Source organism: Aliarcobacter cibarius (genome assembly GCF_013372265.1).
Classification (GTDB): domain Bacteria; phylum Campylobacterota; class Campylobacteria; order Campylobacterales; family Arcobacteraceae; genus Aliarcobacter; species Aliarcobacter cibarius.
On the sequence record NZ_CP054051.1, the window covers coordinates 1,758,862 to 1,775,914 of the forward strand.

General features: G+C 26.9%; 17 protein-coding genes. 3 read left to right on the forward strand and 14 right to left on the reverse strand.

What is annotated here, in order from left to right; all coding sequences use genetic code 11:
• Position 1: 1 nt before the first annotated feature.
• The 7 genes from mnmE to ACBT_RS08915 form a co-directional block, all read right to left on the reverse strand.
• Positions 2-1,372: a tRNA uridine-5-carboxymethylaminomethyl(34) synthesis GTPase MnmE gene (mnmE, locus tag ACBT_RS08885; RefSeq protein ID WP_051429967.1), complete on the reverse strand. Its 1,371-nt coding sequence runs from the start codon at positions 1,370-1,372 to the stop codon at positions 2-4.
• Positions 1,347-2,210 (reverse strand): Jag N-terminal domain-containing protein, encoded by an 864-nt coding sequence (locus tag ACBT_RS08890; protein WP_024775881.1) that lies wholly within the window; start codon positions 2,208-2,210, stop codon positions 1,347-1,349. Before ACBT_RS08890 ends, mnmE begins: the two co-directional genes overlap by 26 nt.
• A 17-nt stretch (positions 2,211-2,227) precedes the next feature.
• Entirely contained in the window at positions 2,228-3,811 is a 1,584-nt protein-coding gene (gene yidC, locus ACBT_RS08895; RefSeq protein ID WP_024775880.1) for a membrane protein insertase YidC, read from the reverse strand.
• A complete protein-coding gene (gene yidD / locus ACBT_RS08900) occupies positions 3,812-4,135 on the reverse strand; it encodes a membrane protein insertion efficiency factor YidD (protein WP_024775879.1) in 324 nt (107 codons plus the stop codon).
• The gene (gene rnpA, locus ACBT_RS08905) at positions 4,132-4,467 is read right to left on the reverse strand and encodes a ribonuclease P protein component (protein WP_034218818.1); all 336 of its coding nucleotides are present in this window, start codon (positions 4,465-4,467) and stop codon (positions 4,132-4,134) included. Before rnpA ends, yidD begins: the two co-directional genes overlap by 4 nt.
• Complete coding sequence (rpmH, locus tag ACBT_RS08910; protein WP_024775877.1) at positions 4,455-4,589, reverse strand: 50S ribosomal protein L34; 135 nt, start codon at positions 4,587-4,589, stop codon at positions 4,455-4,457. The genes rnpA and rpmH overlap by 13 nt, the downstream gene beginning before the upstream one ends.
• 73 nt (positions 4,590-4,662) lie before the next feature.
• Positions 4,663-7,242, reverse strand: a complete 2,580-nt coding sequence (locus tag ACBT_RS08915) for an ATP-dependent Clp protease ATP-binding subunit (protein ID WP_024775876.1) — start codon at positions 7,240-7,242, stop codon at positions 4,663-4,665.
• Between the two features lie 119 nt (positions 7,243-7,361).
• Here ACBT_RS08915 and ACBT_RS08920 point away from each other — a divergent pair, with 119 nt between their 5' ends.
• Positions 7,362-7,943, forward strand: a complete 582-nt coding sequence (locus ACBT_RS08920; protein ID WP_024775875.1) for a ribonuclease HII — start codon at positions 7,362-7,364, stop codon at positions 7,941-7,943.
• 4 nt (positions 7,944-7,947) lie between these two features.
• Here the strand turns inward: ACBT_RS08920 and ppk2 are convergent, their stop codons facing one another.
• Together ppk2 and ACBT_RS08930 are read right to left on the reverse strand one after the other, a co-directional pair.
• Positions 7,948-8,844: a polyphosphate kinase 2 gene (gene ppk2 / locus ACBT_RS08925; protein ID WP_024775874.1), complete on the reverse strand. Its 897-nt coding sequence runs from the start codon at positions 8,842-8,844 to the stop codon at positions 7,948-7,950.
• Positions 8,845-8,882: 38 nt separating this feature from the next.
• Positions 8,883-9,197 carry an MTH1187 family thiamine-binding protein gene (locus ACBT_RS08930; protein WP_024775873.1) on the reverse strand — a complete coding sequence of 105 codons (315 nt, stop codon included), beginning with the start codon at positions 9,195-9,197 and terminating at the stop codon, positions 8,883-8,885.
• Positions 9,198-9,271: 74 nt separating this feature from the next.
• Here ACBT_RS08930 and ACBT_RS08935 point away from each other — a divergent pair, with 74 nt between their 5' ends.
• The gene (locus ACBT_RS08935) at positions 9,272-9,613 is read left to right on the forward strand and encodes a hypothetical protein (protein WP_024775872.1); all 342 of its coding nucleotides are present in this window, start codon (positions 9,272-9,274) and stop codon (positions 9,611-9,613) included.
• Here ACBT_RS08935 and ACBT_RS08940 read toward each other — a convergent pair.
• Positions 9,610-10,455: a bifunctional methionine sulfoxide reductase B/A protein gene (locus ACBT_RS08940; protein WP_024775871.1), complete on the reverse strand. Its 846-nt coding sequence runs from the start codon at positions 10,453-10,455 to the stop codon at positions 9,610-9,612. The genes ACBT_RS08935 and ACBT_RS08940 overlap by 4 nt on opposite strands.
• Positions 10,456-10,518: 63 nt before the next feature.
• Between ACBT_RS08940 and ACBT_RS08945 the strand changes: the two genes are divergently transcribed.
• Positions 10,519-10,860 carry a DsrE family protein gene (locus tag ACBT_RS08945; RefSeq protein WP_024775870.1) on the forward strand — a complete coding sequence of 114 codons (342 nt, stop codon included), beginning with the start codon at positions 10,519-10,521 and terminating at the stop codon, positions 10,858-10,860.
• Here the strand turns inward: ACBT_RS08945 and ACBT_RS08950 are convergent.
• The 4 genes from ACBT_RS08950 to purH all read right to left on the reverse strand — a co-directional run bounded on the left by ACBT_RS08950 (position 10,853) and on the right by purH (position 17,029).
• Positions 10,853-11,521, reverse strand: a complete 669-nt coding sequence (locus ACBT_RS08950) for an NUDIX hydrolase (protein ID WP_024775869.1) — start codon at positions 11,519-11,521, stop codon at positions 10,853-10,855. The genes ACBT_RS08945 and ACBT_RS08950 overlap by 8 nt on opposite strands.
• Positions 11,511-12,788 (reverse strand): adenosylmethionine--8-amino-7-oxononanoate transaminase, encoded by a 1,278-nt coding sequence (gene bioA, locus ACBT_RS08955; protein ID WP_024775868.1) that lies wholly within the window; start codon positions 12,786-12,788, stop codon positions 11,511-11,513. Before bioA ends, ACBT_RS08950 begins: the two co-directional genes overlap by 11 nt.
• 4 nt (positions 12,789-12,792) lie before the next feature.
• The gene (locus ACBT_RS08960; protein ID WP_024775867.1) at positions 12,793-15,399 is read right to left on the reverse strand and encodes an ABC transporter substrate-binding protein; all 2,607 of its coding nucleotides are present in this window, start codon (positions 15,397-15,399) and stop codon (positions 12,793-12,795) included.
• A gap of 97 nt (positions 15,400-15,496) precedes the next feature.
• The gene (purH, locus tag ACBT_RS08965; RefSeq protein ID WP_024775866.1) at positions 15,497-17,029 is read right to left on the reverse strand and encodes a bifunctional phosphoribosylaminoimidazolecarboxamide formyltransferase/IMP cyclohydrolase; all 1,533 of its coding nucleotides are present in this window, start codon (positions 17,027-17,029) and stop codon (positions 15,497-15,499) included.
• Positions 17,030-17,053 lie beyond the last annotated feature (24 nt).

Below are 17,053 nucleotides of genomic sequence, written 5' to 3' on the forward strand. Positions count from 1 at the left end.
TCTATTTTCCTAAACAAAATTCACCAAACATAACATCTAACATTTCATCATTTTCATAAGGTCTTGTAATTTGAGAAATTTCATGTAAAGCTTCTGTTATATAATGAGCAAAAAATTCTAATTCTCCAGAATATAAAGGATTTTTTGCTAAAACTATATTTTCTAAAGTATTATTAACACTTGAAATTTGTCTTTTAGATACCAATGTTAACTCATCACTACTTGTATTTTCATCTAAAATATTTTCAATTCTTTTTATTAATAAGTTAATATTTTCTTTTGTTGATAATTCAATATAATCATTTAATATTGACTTATCAAATGAATTATCAAGATCACATTTATTTAATACTTTAACTATCTTTTTATTTATACTAGCATTTAAAAGTTCTATTATCTTTTTATCTTCAGCATCAATTACTTTACTATTATCAAATAAAGCAATAACAATATCTGCTTCACTAAGCGCTTTGATAGATTTTTCTATCCCAATTTGCTCAATAATATCTGAAGTATTTTCTCTAATTCCTGCAGTATCAACTATTTTTATAATATGCGTACCAATTCTCACACTCTCTTCAATAGTGTCTCTAGTTGTACCTGCAATATCACTAATAATGGCTCTATCATAATTTAAAAGTTTATTTAGCAAACTAGACTTACCAACATTTGGTTTTCCAATTATTGCTACTTTGAATCCTTCTATCATACCTTCACGCCTACGACTTGCATCCAAAGTATTTTGTAATTTTTCTTCTATTTTTGAGATTTTTTCTTCTATTTTTTGAAATATATCACTTGGTAAGTCATCTTCTGCATAATCTATTGTAACTTCAGTATAAGCCAACATAAAAAGTAAATCTTCTCTTATATCTTCAACAAAATCTTTTAATTCACCTTTTAATTGCCTAGCAAGAAGCTTAACACTATCTTCACTTCTTGCTTCAATTATTTTTGAAATTGCTTCTGCTTTACTTAAATCCATTTTATTATTTAAAAAAGCTCTTTTAGAAAACTCTCCAGCATGTGCAATTCTGGCCCCATAAGCTAAAACAGTATCTACAATTAGATTTGAAACTGCAATTCCTCCATGACATTGAAACTCTACTATATCTTCACCTGTAAAAGAAAAAGGTGCCTTAAAATATAAAATTAAAGTCTCATCAATTAAATCGTTATTTATATTATATAAATATGAAAGTGTTGCATAACGTGGTTTTATTGAAGTTTTTTGAGAGATTTTCTGAGCAATTTCAAGTGCTTTAGAGCCAGAAACTCTAACAATTGAAATTGATCCTATTCCATTTGCTGTTGCAATAGCAACAATTGTATCATCGAAATTCAAATTAATTTTCTCTAGTTTTGTACTCATTTACAAGTACATATTTTTCACCTTTTACATTTGTTTTTACAGCAACATATTTTAAAGGGAACTCTTCTCTTAATCTTTTTAGCGCAATATGAACTAAAATTCCATCAAGTGGTTTTGTTTTAAAACTACCTTTTTCTTTAATTAGCTCAATTACTGGCTCAAGATATAAGTCTATTGCTAATTCTTGATTTTTCAAGAATTCAGCAACTTCTAATCTTAACATAAGTCCATACTTATCATTAATCCAATTAAATAAAACATATGATAAAGCTTTGTATCTATATCCTTCTTTACCAATTAAAAGAGCAGAATCTTCACCTAAAAATTCAATAAATAAAGTTTCATCATCATAAAAACTCACTCTTATATCTTCTAAATTAAAGCAAGATTTATCAAATAAAAGGTCTAATCCTTCTTTCACTTCTTTTAATATAATATCTTTATCTTTTTTTATATAAATTTTTGAGATTTCACTTTTTTCTTCACCATAAAAGTTATCAAAAATATGCTCTTTTGATTCAACTTTGGGAACATCACTTAAAATCTCTTTCTTTTCATCTTCAATTACAATATTATCTTCTAATTTAGAATTTTCTATCTTTGAAGTTACATCTTCTATTTTAATATCTTTATTTTTATATGATTTATCTTCATTTACTTTAGAAATAGAACTCTCTTTTTTATAAGCACAAATTATTGCTTTTTTCTTTCCAAATCCTAAAAAACCATTTGTAGGCTGCTGAATTACCTCAATTACAAGTTCTGTAATTGAGCATTCAAACTCTTTTTTGGCTAAATCATAAACATTTTCTAAACTATCTGCTTCAAACTTTTTCATAAATTTTTCCTATTTGATTAGTTTTTTGCGACTCTTTTTTTCTCAAATATTCTATTTATAGTATATTGTTGAGCTATAGTAAATACGTTATTTACAAACCAATATAAAGTTAAACCTGCAGGGAACCACAAGAAGAAAAATGTGAAAATTATCGGTAAAAGTTGGAAAATTTTCTTTTGCATTTCATCTTGCATCGCATTTGGTGTAATTTTTTGTTGAATAAACATTGTAACACCCATTAAAATTGGTAATACAAACCATGGATCCATCTCTGCTAAATCTTTAATCCATAAAATCCACTCAGCACCCTTTAACTCAATTGCATTAATTAAAACTCTATAAATCGCGAAGAAAACAGGAATTTGTAAAAGAAGTGGTAAACAACCACCCATTGGATTTGCACCACTTTTTTTATAAAGTTCCATCATAGCCATCGATTGTTTTTGTTTATCATCTTTATGTTTTAATTGAATCTCTTTAATTTTTGGAGCCAAATCTTTTAATTTTTGCATAGACATCATACCTTTGTATGATAAAGGATAAAGAACTAACTTAATTAAAATTGTAAGAATAACAATTGTCCATCCCCAGTTACCTACATAACTTTGAATAAATTGAAGAAGTGTAAACATAGGTTTTGCAATGAATGTAAACCATCCATAATCAATAACATCAATTAATTCAGGATTTAAAGCTTTTAAATCATTATAATTTTTTGGCCCCATAAATCCACTAAACGAAATATCTGAATTTCCATGAATAAATGATTGAGGATTTCCTGAGCTATCTGCCATTAAAGTAGCAGCTAAAGATTTTTCAAAATTATAAACAACAGTTGCATAATATCTATCAAAATTTGATACAAATTTAAGTCCTGTTAAAGTTTCTTCATTATTTAAATCACCATCTTCAATAGTTTTTAAAGTTCCATCATTTAACTTTGCCATAAATCCATGAACTGCATACATATCTGCAATAACATTAGGTCTAAATCCATTTGTTATAAAAAACTTTTTATCATTTGTAGAAGTAACTTTTAAATCATAATGTCCATCTGGATAAAAAGTGAATTTTTTTGTTAAAACTGTATTACTTAGAGTTTGTGTTAAAACTAATTCTTGTTTAGTATTTGTTGCATCAATATCAGATAAACTTGCAACTACAGATGTTTTAAAAGCCTCTTCATTTGTTGAAGAATCAGCAAATCTTGTTTCTAGAGGTCTTAGTTGATCAGCTGAGAAAAGTTTAATTTGCTCACCTTTATCATTTTTATATTTTTCTTCAAGTAAAGTAACTTGAGCTACTCTTCCTAAATTATCTATTTCAATAATATTACTTTGTGTTTTTATTTTTGTAACAATTTTATTATCTGTCGATTTTGGTGTTTCCAAACTTGTTTTAGCATTTGCATCTACAACAACTGGAGCAACTTCTGGTGCCGCGTTCTCTTTTTTCTCTTGCTCAATTTTAGCAAGGGCTGCTCTCTCTTCTTGTTTTGGCTTTAAAACCAAAAATTCATATGCTATAAAAAATACAAAAACCAATACGGTCATTATTATCATTCGTTTTTGTAAACCGTTATTTTGACTGTAGTTACTCATCTAACTTTTCCACTCCCTGTTTTTTACTACTAAATACTTCCCATTTTCTAATGGTATATACCAATATATTACTTTTATTTTTTTATAATTGATATTTCTTTTTTCAAGCTTTTTGATCACTGGATAATCAAATCCTCCAGCAAAAAGCTGATTACACTTTAAAATGCGTAATATTGTAAAATAAAACGCCTTAAAAACTCCATTATTATCAAATTGCCATAAAGCATATTGAGAACACGTTGGATAATACCTACACGAGCCATACGAAATTACTGATAAATATTTTTGATAAAATCTGATTATTTTTTTTATTATTTGCTTCATTTAAGAAGCTCTAATCTTTTTAGTGCGAAGTTGAAATCTTTTTTTAATTCTAAAAAATCTCTTGATTCAATTGTTTGTTTTGCTACAAAAACATAATTTCCAGAAATAAAATTATCTTGAAAACTCAAAAGTCCAGCTCTTAACCTTCTTTTAGCTCTATTTCTTTCTACTGCATTTCCTAATTTTTTTGAAGCAACAAATGCAATTTTCAATGAAGAATTTGGAATAAAAAAAGCGACAAAGCTTGGCGTGTGCCAACTTTTGCCGCTTTTGTATATTCTTGAGAAATCTTTCTGACTATTTAACCTATAGTCTTTACTTAAACAGCTAATCTTTTTCTACCTTTAGCTCTTCTAGCGTTAATTACTCTTCTACCATTTTTAGTAGCCATTCTAACTCTGAACCCGTGAGTTCTTTTTTTAGGAGTGTTATGTGGTTGATACGTTCTTTTCATTTTAATTTTTCCTCAAAATTTCTAAATAAGTTGTGGATTGTATAAAAATCTTACTTAAACTATCTTTATAATCTTAAGAAATTTTTGTAATTATCTCATTATCTTGTAAATCAAACAATATTTTTGAATTTTCAGAAATTTTTTCTTCTAATATTAACATAGCTAATCTATCTTCTATTTCTTCATATATTGCTCTTTTTAATGGTCTTGCTCCATAAACTGGATCAAATCCAACTCTTGCTAAATACTCTTTTGCACTATTTGTAATTGATATTTCTATATCTTTATCTTCAAGCTTTCTTTTTATATTATTGAATAATATATCAACTATTTTTGTAATTGCTTCAAGATTTAATTGCTCAAAAATTATAATATCATCAAGTCTATTTAAGAACTCTGGTTTAAAATGCAATTTTAACTCATTTAAAACCTCTTTTCTTCTACTTTCCTTATCACTAATTTCAATTATTTTACTACTTCCTATATTTGAAGTTAAAATAATAATAGTATTTTTAAAATCTACTGTAACACCTTTATTATCAGTTAATCTTCCATCATCTAGCACTTGAAGAAGTATGTTAAATACATCAGGATGAGCTTTTTCTACCTCATCAAATAATATTACACTATAAGGTTTTCTTCTAACAGCTTCAGTTAATTGTCCACCTTCTTCATATCCAACATATCCAGGAGCTGCTCCAACTAATCTAGAAACTGCATGTTTTTCCATGTATTCACTCATATCAAATCTAATTAGTGATTTACTATCATCAAATAAGAATTTTGCTAAAGTTTTCGCACTTTCTGTTTTTCCAACTCCTGTTGGTCCTAGAAATAAGAAACTTCCAATAGGTCTATTTGATTCACTAAGCCCTGCTTTGTTTCTTTTTATTGCTCTACTTATAGCTTTTATTGCTTCATCTTGACCAATAACATCTTGTTTTAAAACTTCTTCAACTTTTAAAACTTTTTGTTTTTCACTATCAAGCATTTTATTAACAGGAATTCCAGTCCATCTTGAAACAATACTTGCTATTGATTCTTCATCAACACTATTTCTTAGTAATGTTCCTTCTTTTTGCATTCTTGCCCATTTTTCAGCATTTTCTTTTACTTTTTTCTCTAATTCAGGAATCTCACCATACTCTATTTTTGCAGCTTCTTCAAATTTTGATTCTCTTTTAGCAATATTTGCTTTTGTTTTTAGTTCATCAATTTTTGTTTTTAAAATACTTGAAGCGTTAAAAGTCTCTTTTTCATTGTCAAACTGTGCTTCAAGATTTTGTTTCTCTTCATTTTTGTTTGCTAACTCTTTTTCAATCTCTTTTATTCTATCTTCATTTTTTTGGCTTTTTTCCATTTTTAAAGCCTCTTTCTCAACATTTAACGTTTGAATTTCTCTTTTTATTTTAGATAGAGCTGTTGGCTCACTCTCTATTTGCATTTTAAGTTCAGCTGCAGCTTCATCTATTAAATCTATTGCTTTATCTGGTAAAAATCTATCTGTAATATATCTACTTGATAGTTTTGCAGCAGCAACTAATGCACTATCATTTATAGTTACATTGTGATGAGTTTCTAGCTTTTCTTTGATACCTCTTAATATTTGTAAAGCTTCATTTACACTTGGTTCATTTACATTTACAGGCTGAAATCTTCTTTGCATTGCCTGATCTTTTTCAAAATACTTTCTATATTCCTTTAAAGTTGTTGCACCAATAGTATGTAACTCTCCCCTTGCAAGACTTGGTTTTAAAATATTTGCTGCATCCATACTTCCTTCGGAAGCACCTGCTCCAATAATAGTATGAATCTCATCTATAAATAAGATGATATTTCCATCTTTTTTAACTTCATCAATAACTGACTTTAATCTATCTTCAAATTCACCTCTATATTTTGCACCTGCAATCAAAGCACTCATATCAAGAGCAATAACTCTTTTGTTTAATAAACTTGTAGGTACATCTTTTGAAACAATTCTTTGAGCTAGACCTTCAGCAATAGCTGTTTTTCCAGTTCCTGGTTCTCCAAGTAAAATTGGATTATTTTTTGTTTTTCTAATTAGAATCTGCATCATTCTTGTTATTTGTTCATCTCTTCCAATAACCGGATCCAATTTACCATCTATTGCTTGCTTATTTAAATCTATACCATATTTATTTAATGCCTCTAAATTATCATCAGCACTACTATTATCTATAGTTTTTCCAGCTCTCATAGCTTCAAGCTCTTTTTTTGCCTCTTTTAAATCTATATATTTTCCTAAAATTTCTTTTATAATAGAATTATCAAAATTTGCGATTAGCCAGCTATCAATAGCAATATAACTATCTCCTAAACTAGACATCTGTCCAGCTGCTTTTTGAAAACTCTCATATAAATTTCTTGAAATTTTTATACTCTCTTTTGTAACACTGCTTGAACTTGGAAGTCTTGAAGCATTTGATTTAGCTTCTAATTCAACAGCTGCTTTACTTACATTCATTTTATTTAATAACTGATTTAGTACTGAGTTTGTATTTGTTAATAATGCCCATAAAATATGTACTATCTCTACTTCTTGGTTTTTATTATGTAAAGCTAAGTTCAGTCCAGAATCTATAGCTTCTCTTAGTTGATTTGTCATTTGTTCAAAAATATTATTATTCATTTAGCACTCCTGGTATTTAATTGCTAACATTATTCTACAACTTTAGTCTGTATTTGTCAAGTCTTATTCAAAATACATTTTCTATTATAATACTTTTTTAAAAAAATTAAAAGGTTTTTATGAAAAAATTATGTGGAATAGATGAAGCAGGAAGAGGCCCACTAGCAGGACCATTAGTAGTTGCTGGGGTTATTTTATTAGAAGAAATTATAGGACTAAATGATTCAAAAGTTTTAAGTGAAAAAAAAAGAAAAGAGCTGTTTGATAAAATAATAGAAAAATCAAAATATCATATAGTCTTTAAAAGTGCTAAAGAGATTGATGAATTTGGTATTAGTTCTTGCCTAAAAAATTCTATTTTAGAAATTATAGATAATTTAAAGGAATTTTCAGACTCTTTTTTGATGGATGGAAATACAAATTTTGGAATACAAATCTTACAAAAAGAGATTAAAGCTGATGCAAAATATCCACAAGTTAGTGCAGCTTCTATTTTGGCAAAAGTAAGTCGTGATAGATTTATGGTTGAAATTTCTAAAGAATTTGAAGAGTTTGATTTTAAAAAACATAAAGGTTATGGGACAAAAGCTCACATAGAAGCGATAAAAAAATTTGGAAGAAGCTCAATTCATAGAACTTCTTACAAAATAAAAGGGATTGACGATAAAGAAGAATATATAAAATCTTTATTCGAAGATTAAAATTTTATTCTTCTTCTTTATTAATTCTTCTCATATCCATTAATTCAAGTTCTTTTTCAGCTGTTATTACAATATCATTATCAACTGAAAAATCTAATCTCTCATCTCTACCTTCATAATTTATTGAGTTTAAAATAACTTTTATAGAGTTAAGTCTAGCCAAAAATTTACTATCACTTCTTATTATTATCCAAGGAGATTTTTCTGTATTTGTATACTTTAACATATCATATTTTTTTTGTGTAAACTCTTCCCAACGACTTTGCATTTGTAAATCAATTTCACTTAATTTCCATTGTTTTAGGGGATTTTCTTCTCTCTCTTCAAATCTTCTTGCTTGCTCTTCTTTAGAAACTGATAAATATACTTTTAAAAAATGAAATCCATGGTCTACTAAATCTTCTTCGAATCTTTGAACACTTCTCATAAAAACTTCATACTCATTTTGAGTACAAAATCCAAAAACTGGTTCAACCATGGCTCTGTTATACCAACTTCTATCAAATATAACTAATTCTCCACCTTTTGGAAATTGTTCTACATATCTTTGAAAATACCACTGAGTTTTTTGAACATCTGAAGGTTTTCCAAGAGCAACAACTCTATAGTGCTTTTCATTCATATATCTAGTAATTCTTCTAATAGCACCACCTTTACCAGATGCATCTCTTCCTTCCATTAAAATAATCATTTTTTCATTATATTTTTCAAGGTGAGCTTGAAGTTTTATAAGTTCAACTTGATATGGTTTTAAAATTTCATCCTTTGTTCTATAAACAAATTTTGAATGTAGTTCACTAAGAAAACTTCCATTTCCTTCCCCAACTTTTTTTACAAATTCATCTAAACTCATATTTGACTTATTTATTAAATCCTTATCATAATACTTTTCAAATCCCATATTTAAACCTTTTATTTAGTTAATTCATTATACTAAAACTATTTTGAAACATCTCCAATATGATTTTCAACCGACTTTATTTTACTATTTATTCTATCTTCACCACTACTTCTAATATCAAAATTCATACTAGCATAAACTCTATTACAGCCTAACTCTTCAAGTTTTAAGTAACAAAGATTAACTAAATCTAAAAGTTCTTTTAATGTTTTTGCTTCAACTATTGTATTCATAGATGTTAATTGATATTTCAAACCACTATCTCTTATTATTTTTAAAATTTCTGATACTTCTTTACTTTTACTACCTGCTGTATTTGTAGGAAACATACTTAATTGCATTAAAACTGACATTATAATAACCTTTATAAACCATATTTTCAAATTTGTTTTGCTAGTATATATAAATTTTATTAAAAAGGATGAATATGCAACTAGAAGTTTCAGCTGAAGTTATATTATCTCAACTTGGTTACTCAAACAACGAAGCATCGTTAAAACAAGCTCAAAGAGCAATAGATGTAACAAAGGATTATGAAAAATTTGCAAAACATATTATAACTTTAAATGATCACCTAAAAAAAATGAATGCCTATGTTGGATTATCAAATAAAACTGATTATTTAAAAATTAAATGTGATGAAAATGATTCAAAAGAAATTTTAGATGCATTTCATGAAACAGTTTTAGCTTGGGCAAAAAAATACAATGTAGATATAGAAAGATTGGATAAAAAACCAATCTACTATATTTTAGGTACAAGTAACTAAAAAATCTTTTTATAACTATGACAATACGGGAATTTACCTGTTTTGTTGTAGTAATTTTGATGATAATCTTCTGCTTTATAAAATGTAACTTCAGGGTGTAATGTTGTTGCAACCTTGTAACCTTTTTTCTCTAACTCTATAATTAGTTTTTGTGCAATATTTCTTTGGCTTTCATCTACATAAAAAATTGCTGTTAAATATTGACTCCCAATATCTGGACCTTGCCCATCTATTTGTGTGAAATCATGAATTTCAAAAAAAAGTTTTGCTAAAGATTCATAAGATACAACAGATTCATCATAAGTTACTTCTACTACTTCTAAATGTCCACTATTTCCAGTACTTACAATTTCATAAGTTGGATTATCTACAAATCCTCCCATATAACCAGAGATTACACTTTTTACACCTTTTTGTTTTTGGAAATAATATTCAACTCCCCAAAAACAACCTCCAGCGAAGTAAGCTTTTTTATTTGGATTACTATTTTTTTCAAAATTTAAAGATATTGAATTAACGCAATGTCTAGTATTTTTTGAAGTAAATCCTTCTCCTTCAAAAACATGACCCAAATGTGCTCCACATGATGCACAAATAATCTCTACTCTTCTACCATCAGCATCTGGAACTCTTTTTACAGCACCTTTTATTTCATCATCAAAACTTGGCCAACCGCATCCTGATTTAAATTTATCTACACTTTTATATAGTGGAGCATTACATTTTTTACAAAAATAAGTTCCTTCTTCATAAAAATCATTATAAATTCCTGTAAATGGTCTTTCAGTTCCTTTTTGTTCTATCACATACTTTTCTTGTTCACTTAATATATTATATTTCATAGATTTTTTTCCTTTTAAATAGTATTATATAACTTTGAAAAATTATAACCAAAGGCATTTTAAATGAAAGAAAATCTTCTGATTGTTTGGTCAAATGGTGACATAGAACTTGCAAATAAGTTTCCTTTACTTTATGCAAGTATAATTTTAGATAGAGAATATTGGAAAACAGCACATTTAATGCTATGGGGTCCATCTATTCTTCTTGTTAAAGATAACAAATATATTCAAGATAAAATTAGACAAATTCAAGAAACTGGTGTAAAAATGAGTGCTTGCATTGTTTGTGTAGAAGATTATGGTGCAAGAGAAGAGTTAGAAAAACTAGGCATAGAAGTAACTCATACTGGTGAATTTTTAACAAAAGCTTTAAAAGATGAAACTTATTCAGTTTTAACTATTTAATTTTATTAAACTTTTTTAAAAACTCTATTATTAACATTGAAGTAATTCCCCAAATTACTTCATCTTCCCACTTATAAACCCAAATTTTATGGTTATCATTGCCCCATGGTTCATGATAAGTTTTTGGTAATCCCAAAGAAGAAGTTGGAAAATACTCTATTTTTTGACCATTTTTATCTATTTCATAAGGTAAAACTAAACTTTTTAACTTATATTCAAGAGGTTTAGTTTCATAAAAAAATTTTAAAGGTATAAGTAAAAAATTTTCAACTTCATTTTTATCTATTTTTATATTTTTTATAGCTTTCTTTTTTATTTTTCCAATAAATGGCTCAATTATAACTCCAATAGAGGTTGAATAAGTATCGAGTTGACCATAAATTTTAACGTCTTCTTTTAAAATGCCCAACTCTTCATATAATTCTCTATAAACTGTATCTTTAAAATTTTTATCTTTTTTCTTATCAAATCCACCACCAGGGAAACATATATCACCACCTTGTTTTATATGAGCAGCTCTCTTTTGAAAAAGTAAATGAATTTCACCTTCTATTTTTACTAAAGGAATCAATACAGCACTATTAAAAAATCTATCTCTTCCTAAAATGTTTGGGTGTTTTGGAAGTATTTTTTTTAAAGATTTTAATTTATTATTTTGCATGTTTACTTTCTAAATATTTTATAGCTTCAATCATAGTATTTGTAATTTTTAATAATTTTTTTTCAGAAATAGTATATGCAACTATAGAATAAAATAATCTTCCAAAAGGACGAAGCCAAACTCCATTTTCTACACAAAATTCTTGAAGTTCTTTTGCATAAATATCGTTTTCAAGCTCTATAACTCCGATTGCTCCAATACATCTAACATCTTTAACCAAATCAGAATTCTTTACTTTATTTAACTTTGTTTGGAAAACATTTTCTATTTTAGAAACTTTTTTCTCCCAAGATGAGTTTAAAAGAATTTCAATACTTGCATTTGCAACACTACATGCTAATGGATTTGCCATAAATGTTGGACCATGCATTAAAACACCAATTTCACTATTTGATATAACATCACTTATATTTTTTGATGTTATCATTGCAGCCATTGTCAAAGTTCCTCCTGTTAAACCTTTTCCTATTGTTAGAATATCTGGTTTAATATCAGAGTGTTCATATGCAAACATTTTTTTTGTATGTCCAAAACCTGTTGCAATTTCATCAAGAATCATTAAAATATCATATTTTTCACAAAGCTTTTTTGCTTCATTTAAATACTTTGGATTATATATTCTCATTCCTCCAGCACCTTGAACAACTGGCTCAAGAATAAAAGCTGCAATATCTTGATGATATTTTGTAAGTTTTTCTTTTAAATCTTCAATTGCTTCACTAAAATCAGAATCAAAACCTAAATTAGGACTCTTTACAAAAATATTTTTACTTAAATAATCTCCATACAATGAATGCATTGAATTTTTTGGATCACAAACACTCATTGCACCTAGTGTATCTCCATGATAAGCATTTTCAAGTGCAAGAAATTTAAATTTTTCTTTACTTTTTGCTTTTTGATACAATATAGCTGTTTTCAAAGCAACTTCAACAGAAACAGAGCCACTATCACAAAGAAAAACTGAATTTAATCCTGTTAAATTTACTAGATTCTTTGCTAAAATTGAAGCTGGTTCATGAGTTAATCCACCAAACATAATGTGTGGCATAGTTTTTGCTTGTTTTTTTAAAGCTTTATAGATTCTTTTATTATTGTACCCATGTATTGCACTCCACCATGAACTCATACCATCAACTAAAACTTTTGCATCTTCAAAATAAATTTTAGATTTTTTTGTTTTCTTTACAGCCCAAATTGGTGTTTTTGAAGGTAAAGAATTATATGGATGCCAAAGATGATTATTATCAATTTCTAAATAATTCAAAAAATTAATCCTTTTTTATAGTGTTCAAAACAATGCTTAGTTTTGCACCTTTATATTTTTCATTTTCATAAATAAATTCATAGTTATCCATAAAAATATCACCATCCATATGTCTTGTAACTATCTCTTTTGACATATAAAGACCAATTCCTGTACCGCTTGATTTATATTTTGTTGTAAAATATGGCTCAAAAACTTTATCTAGAATAATTTGAGAAACTCCTAGTGCATTATCATAAATTTCGATATGAACTTTTTTATTTATCTCTTTTAAAGTTATAAATATCAATTTCTTATCAATATTATTTTGCACAAATGCATCTTTAGAATTATTTAAAATATTTATTAGTACTTGAATAAGTTCTGTTTCATACCCTAAAACATTAATATCTTCTAATTTATAAATAATTTTAATATTATTTTGCACAAAATTTTCATTAATTAAATCCAAACATTTTTTAATACAAGAAGCTAAGCTAAAAATCTCTTTATCTTTTTGTGGTCTAAAAAAGTATCTAAAATCATCTATTGTTTGAGATAAATATTTTGATGTATTTACTATTTGTTCAACAGTTTTGATCAACTCATCATCTTTAAGTAAATTCATCTCTTTTTTTAATTTTATAGCACTTGCATTCGTAGATATTACAGATAATGGTTGTCTCCACTGATGAGCAATATTTTCTATCATTTGCCCCATAGAAACCATCTTTTGTTGCTGTGCTAAAATTCTATCTTTTTGCTGACTTTTTTCTAGTATTCTTTTTATTCTTATTGACAATCTTTTATTAACATTTTGTAATTTTTTTGTCTTTAAATCAACGAGATATTTTAATCTCTTATTAGCTTTATTTAATAAAATTTGTCTATAAACTCCTAATGAAAAAATAATAAAAACTACAAATGATATTTGTAAAAGCAAATTATAATTAAACTCTTTTTTATTATCTTTTATAACCCACTTATTTAAAATTTCTGTAGATGATGCTTTATCAATAGATAAAACAGCTTTATCCAGAATATTTGATAAAACAGTATTTTCCTTCAAAACAGCTATAGAGATATCTTCACTTTCATCAAGTTTTGCTGATATTTGTAACTTTGACATATAATCAGTTTGTATTTTATACCATGAACTTTGCATAAAATCAATATGAGCAAAATTTTCATCATTTAATACTTTTTCAAATCCTTCATCTAAATTTTTTACTTTAACAAACTCTATATTTTTATATTTATTTTTCAAAGTATTAAAAAAAGCATAATTATCAACAATAGAAACTTTCTTATTTTTCAGATTTCTTAAATCATCAGTAAATATTTCACCACTTTTTGTTATAAGAACCAATGGAAGATTTAAATAAGATTTTGTAAAAGAAAGATAACTTTCTCTTTCTTTTGTTTTTATAGCCATTGGTAAAATATCACATTTCTTCTCTTTTATGAATGTAAATGATTCAGCTATTGATTTTGTTTGTACAAATTTAATAGGCTTTTTAATTGAATTCTCAACTAATGCCATATAATCAGCAACAAATCCAATAAACTTACCATCAACAACATCACTATATGGCATATAATTTGGTACTATACAAAGGTTCAAAATCTCTTTTTCATTCAAAAAATTTTTCTCAATATTTGAGATAATCAAGTTATTATCAGGCTTAAAAATAAATTCACTTACATCAATAGGTTTTTCAACTAATCCTAAAACATTATATAAGTCATATATTCTTTTTAATTTTTCATAACTAATTTCACCTAATTTTTTTGTCTCATAATATGATAATTTTTTTAATTCATTTGCTTCAAAAATTAGCTCTTCTTTAGTCAAGTTTTGAGTGTTATATTTATTTAAAATAAGTTCAGTTGCTTCAGAGATATTTGAATAAGCATACTCCCAACCTTTCATACTTGCATTTTTAAATAATATTGCAACATTTGGATCTGTTGCAATTAGTTGTGAATTTGTATATAAAAAATCACTGTACATATCAAAACCATAATCTTTTGGTGAAAAAGTGTTATATTTAATATTATATTTATTAAGAAAAAATGGAGCTTTTGATGTATATGCTGAAATTAAATCTGTCTTACTATTTATTAAATCTTTAATGTTATGTGAATGTGGAATAAAATTTAGAGTTTTTATATCAACTTTTCTTGATACTAGCATAGCTTTTAAAGACGCTTCCTCAGCATCATCTCTTGTTGTCATAATTCTTTTATTTGCAAAATCTTCAATTTTTTCTATTTTTGAATCTTTTTTACTAATAAGAATCAAAGGAGATGCTTGAAAAATAGCAGCTAAAGCAACAATATTGGGATATTTTTGTTTTTCTAATATAAGATTCTCTCTACCAACTGCAAAATCAATTTTTCCGTCATTTACATCTTTTATAATATTTTTATCAAATGAAAATGGAACAATTTCTACATCAAGTCCAAGTTCTTTATAAAAACCTTTTTCTTTAGCTATATAATAGCCAGCATATTGAAATTGATCAAACCATGCCAATTGTAAAGTCACTTTTTTTAATTCTGATGAATATAAACTAGTTGTTAAAAAAATAATAGTAAGTAAAAATTTTAACTTGCAAAAAGAATTCAAAAAAATAACCTTTTAATTAATTCATTAAAGTATATTAAAATATATCAAAAATTGAGCTAAATTTATGTCAAAATTTTGACATAAATTTATGAAATTTCTAGTGTAAGAAGTGTCTAATTCCTGAGAAATATAAAGCCATACCATATTCATTCGCAGCTTCAATAATTTCATCATCTCTAATACTTCCACCTGGCTCAATCACACACTTAACACCAGCTTTTTGTGCTTCATCAATACTATCTCTAAATGGGAAAAATGCTTCAGATGCCAATACTGCTCCATTTACATCTAATCCCATGTCTTCAGCTTTTCTAAGTGCTGCTTTTGATGCATCAACTCTTGATGTCATTCCCATTCCAACAGCTACCATTGCAGAATTTTTAACATATACAACACAGTTTGATTTTGTTAAAGATGCAATTTTATAAGCAATTTCCATATCTTTTACTTCTTGCTCGCTTGCTGCTCTTTTTGACATAAGTTTAGAATTTCTAACTTCATCATCTGCAACTTTATCAGCTTCTTGATATACAAATCCACCATCAACTCTTTTGAAATCAAAACTATCATTTGCTAGTTCTAAATATTCTGTTCCTTGAGAAAATAATTTTATTCTTTTTTTATTTCCAAATACTTCAACAGCATCTGCTGTAAAATCTGCTGCAAAAACAACTTCAAGGAAAATTTCATTCATTTTCTCTGCTAATGTTCTATCTACAGTTCCATTTACTGCAACAACTCCACCAAATGCACTTACAGGATCACATTTTAATGCTTCAACATAAGAATCTAAAAGAGTATCTTTTATAGCAAATCCACAAGGATTTCCATGTTTAACTATACAAACAGCTTTATCTTTTCCAAATGATGCAGCAATTCTAGCTGCTCCACTAATATCTCCCATGTTATTGAAACTTGGCTCACCTTTTACAATTTTGAATTTATTTGAAAATTGAGATTCAAACTCGTATAAAGCACCTTTTTGATGTGGATTCTCACCATATCTAGTATCAAACACTTTTGAACCAACAATAAACTGTTTTGCACCAAATCCATTATTGAATCTTTTATTCATATAATTTGCAATCATTGAATCATAAGAAGCTGTGTGTTCATAAGCTTTAATCATTAAATCTCTTCTGAACTCAACTGTATTTGTATTGTTTTTAAGATTATTTAGTACTAAATCATAATCAGCAACATCTATTACAATAATTACTGAATCAAAGTTTTTAGCAGCACTTCTTACCATTGCTGGTCCACCAATATCAATATTTTCAATAATTTCTTCAAAATCATCTGTTTTTTCAATTGTTGCTTTAAATGGATATAAATTTACACAAACTAAATCAATTCCTTCTACACCTAATTCTTTTGCTTGGTCAAGATGAGATTGTTTATCTCTTCTGTGAAGAATTCCACCATGAATATATGGATTTAAAGTTTTTACTCTTCCTTCAAAACACTCAGGAAATTTTGTAACTTCATTTGCCTCAATTACAGCAACTCCTTCATTTTTTAGTTTACTATATGTTCCACCTGTAGAGATTATTTCATATCCTAATTTTACAAGTTCTTTTGCAAAATTCACAACTCCACTTTTATCACTTACACTAATTAACGCTCTCATTTTAACCTTTCTTATATTTTTAAA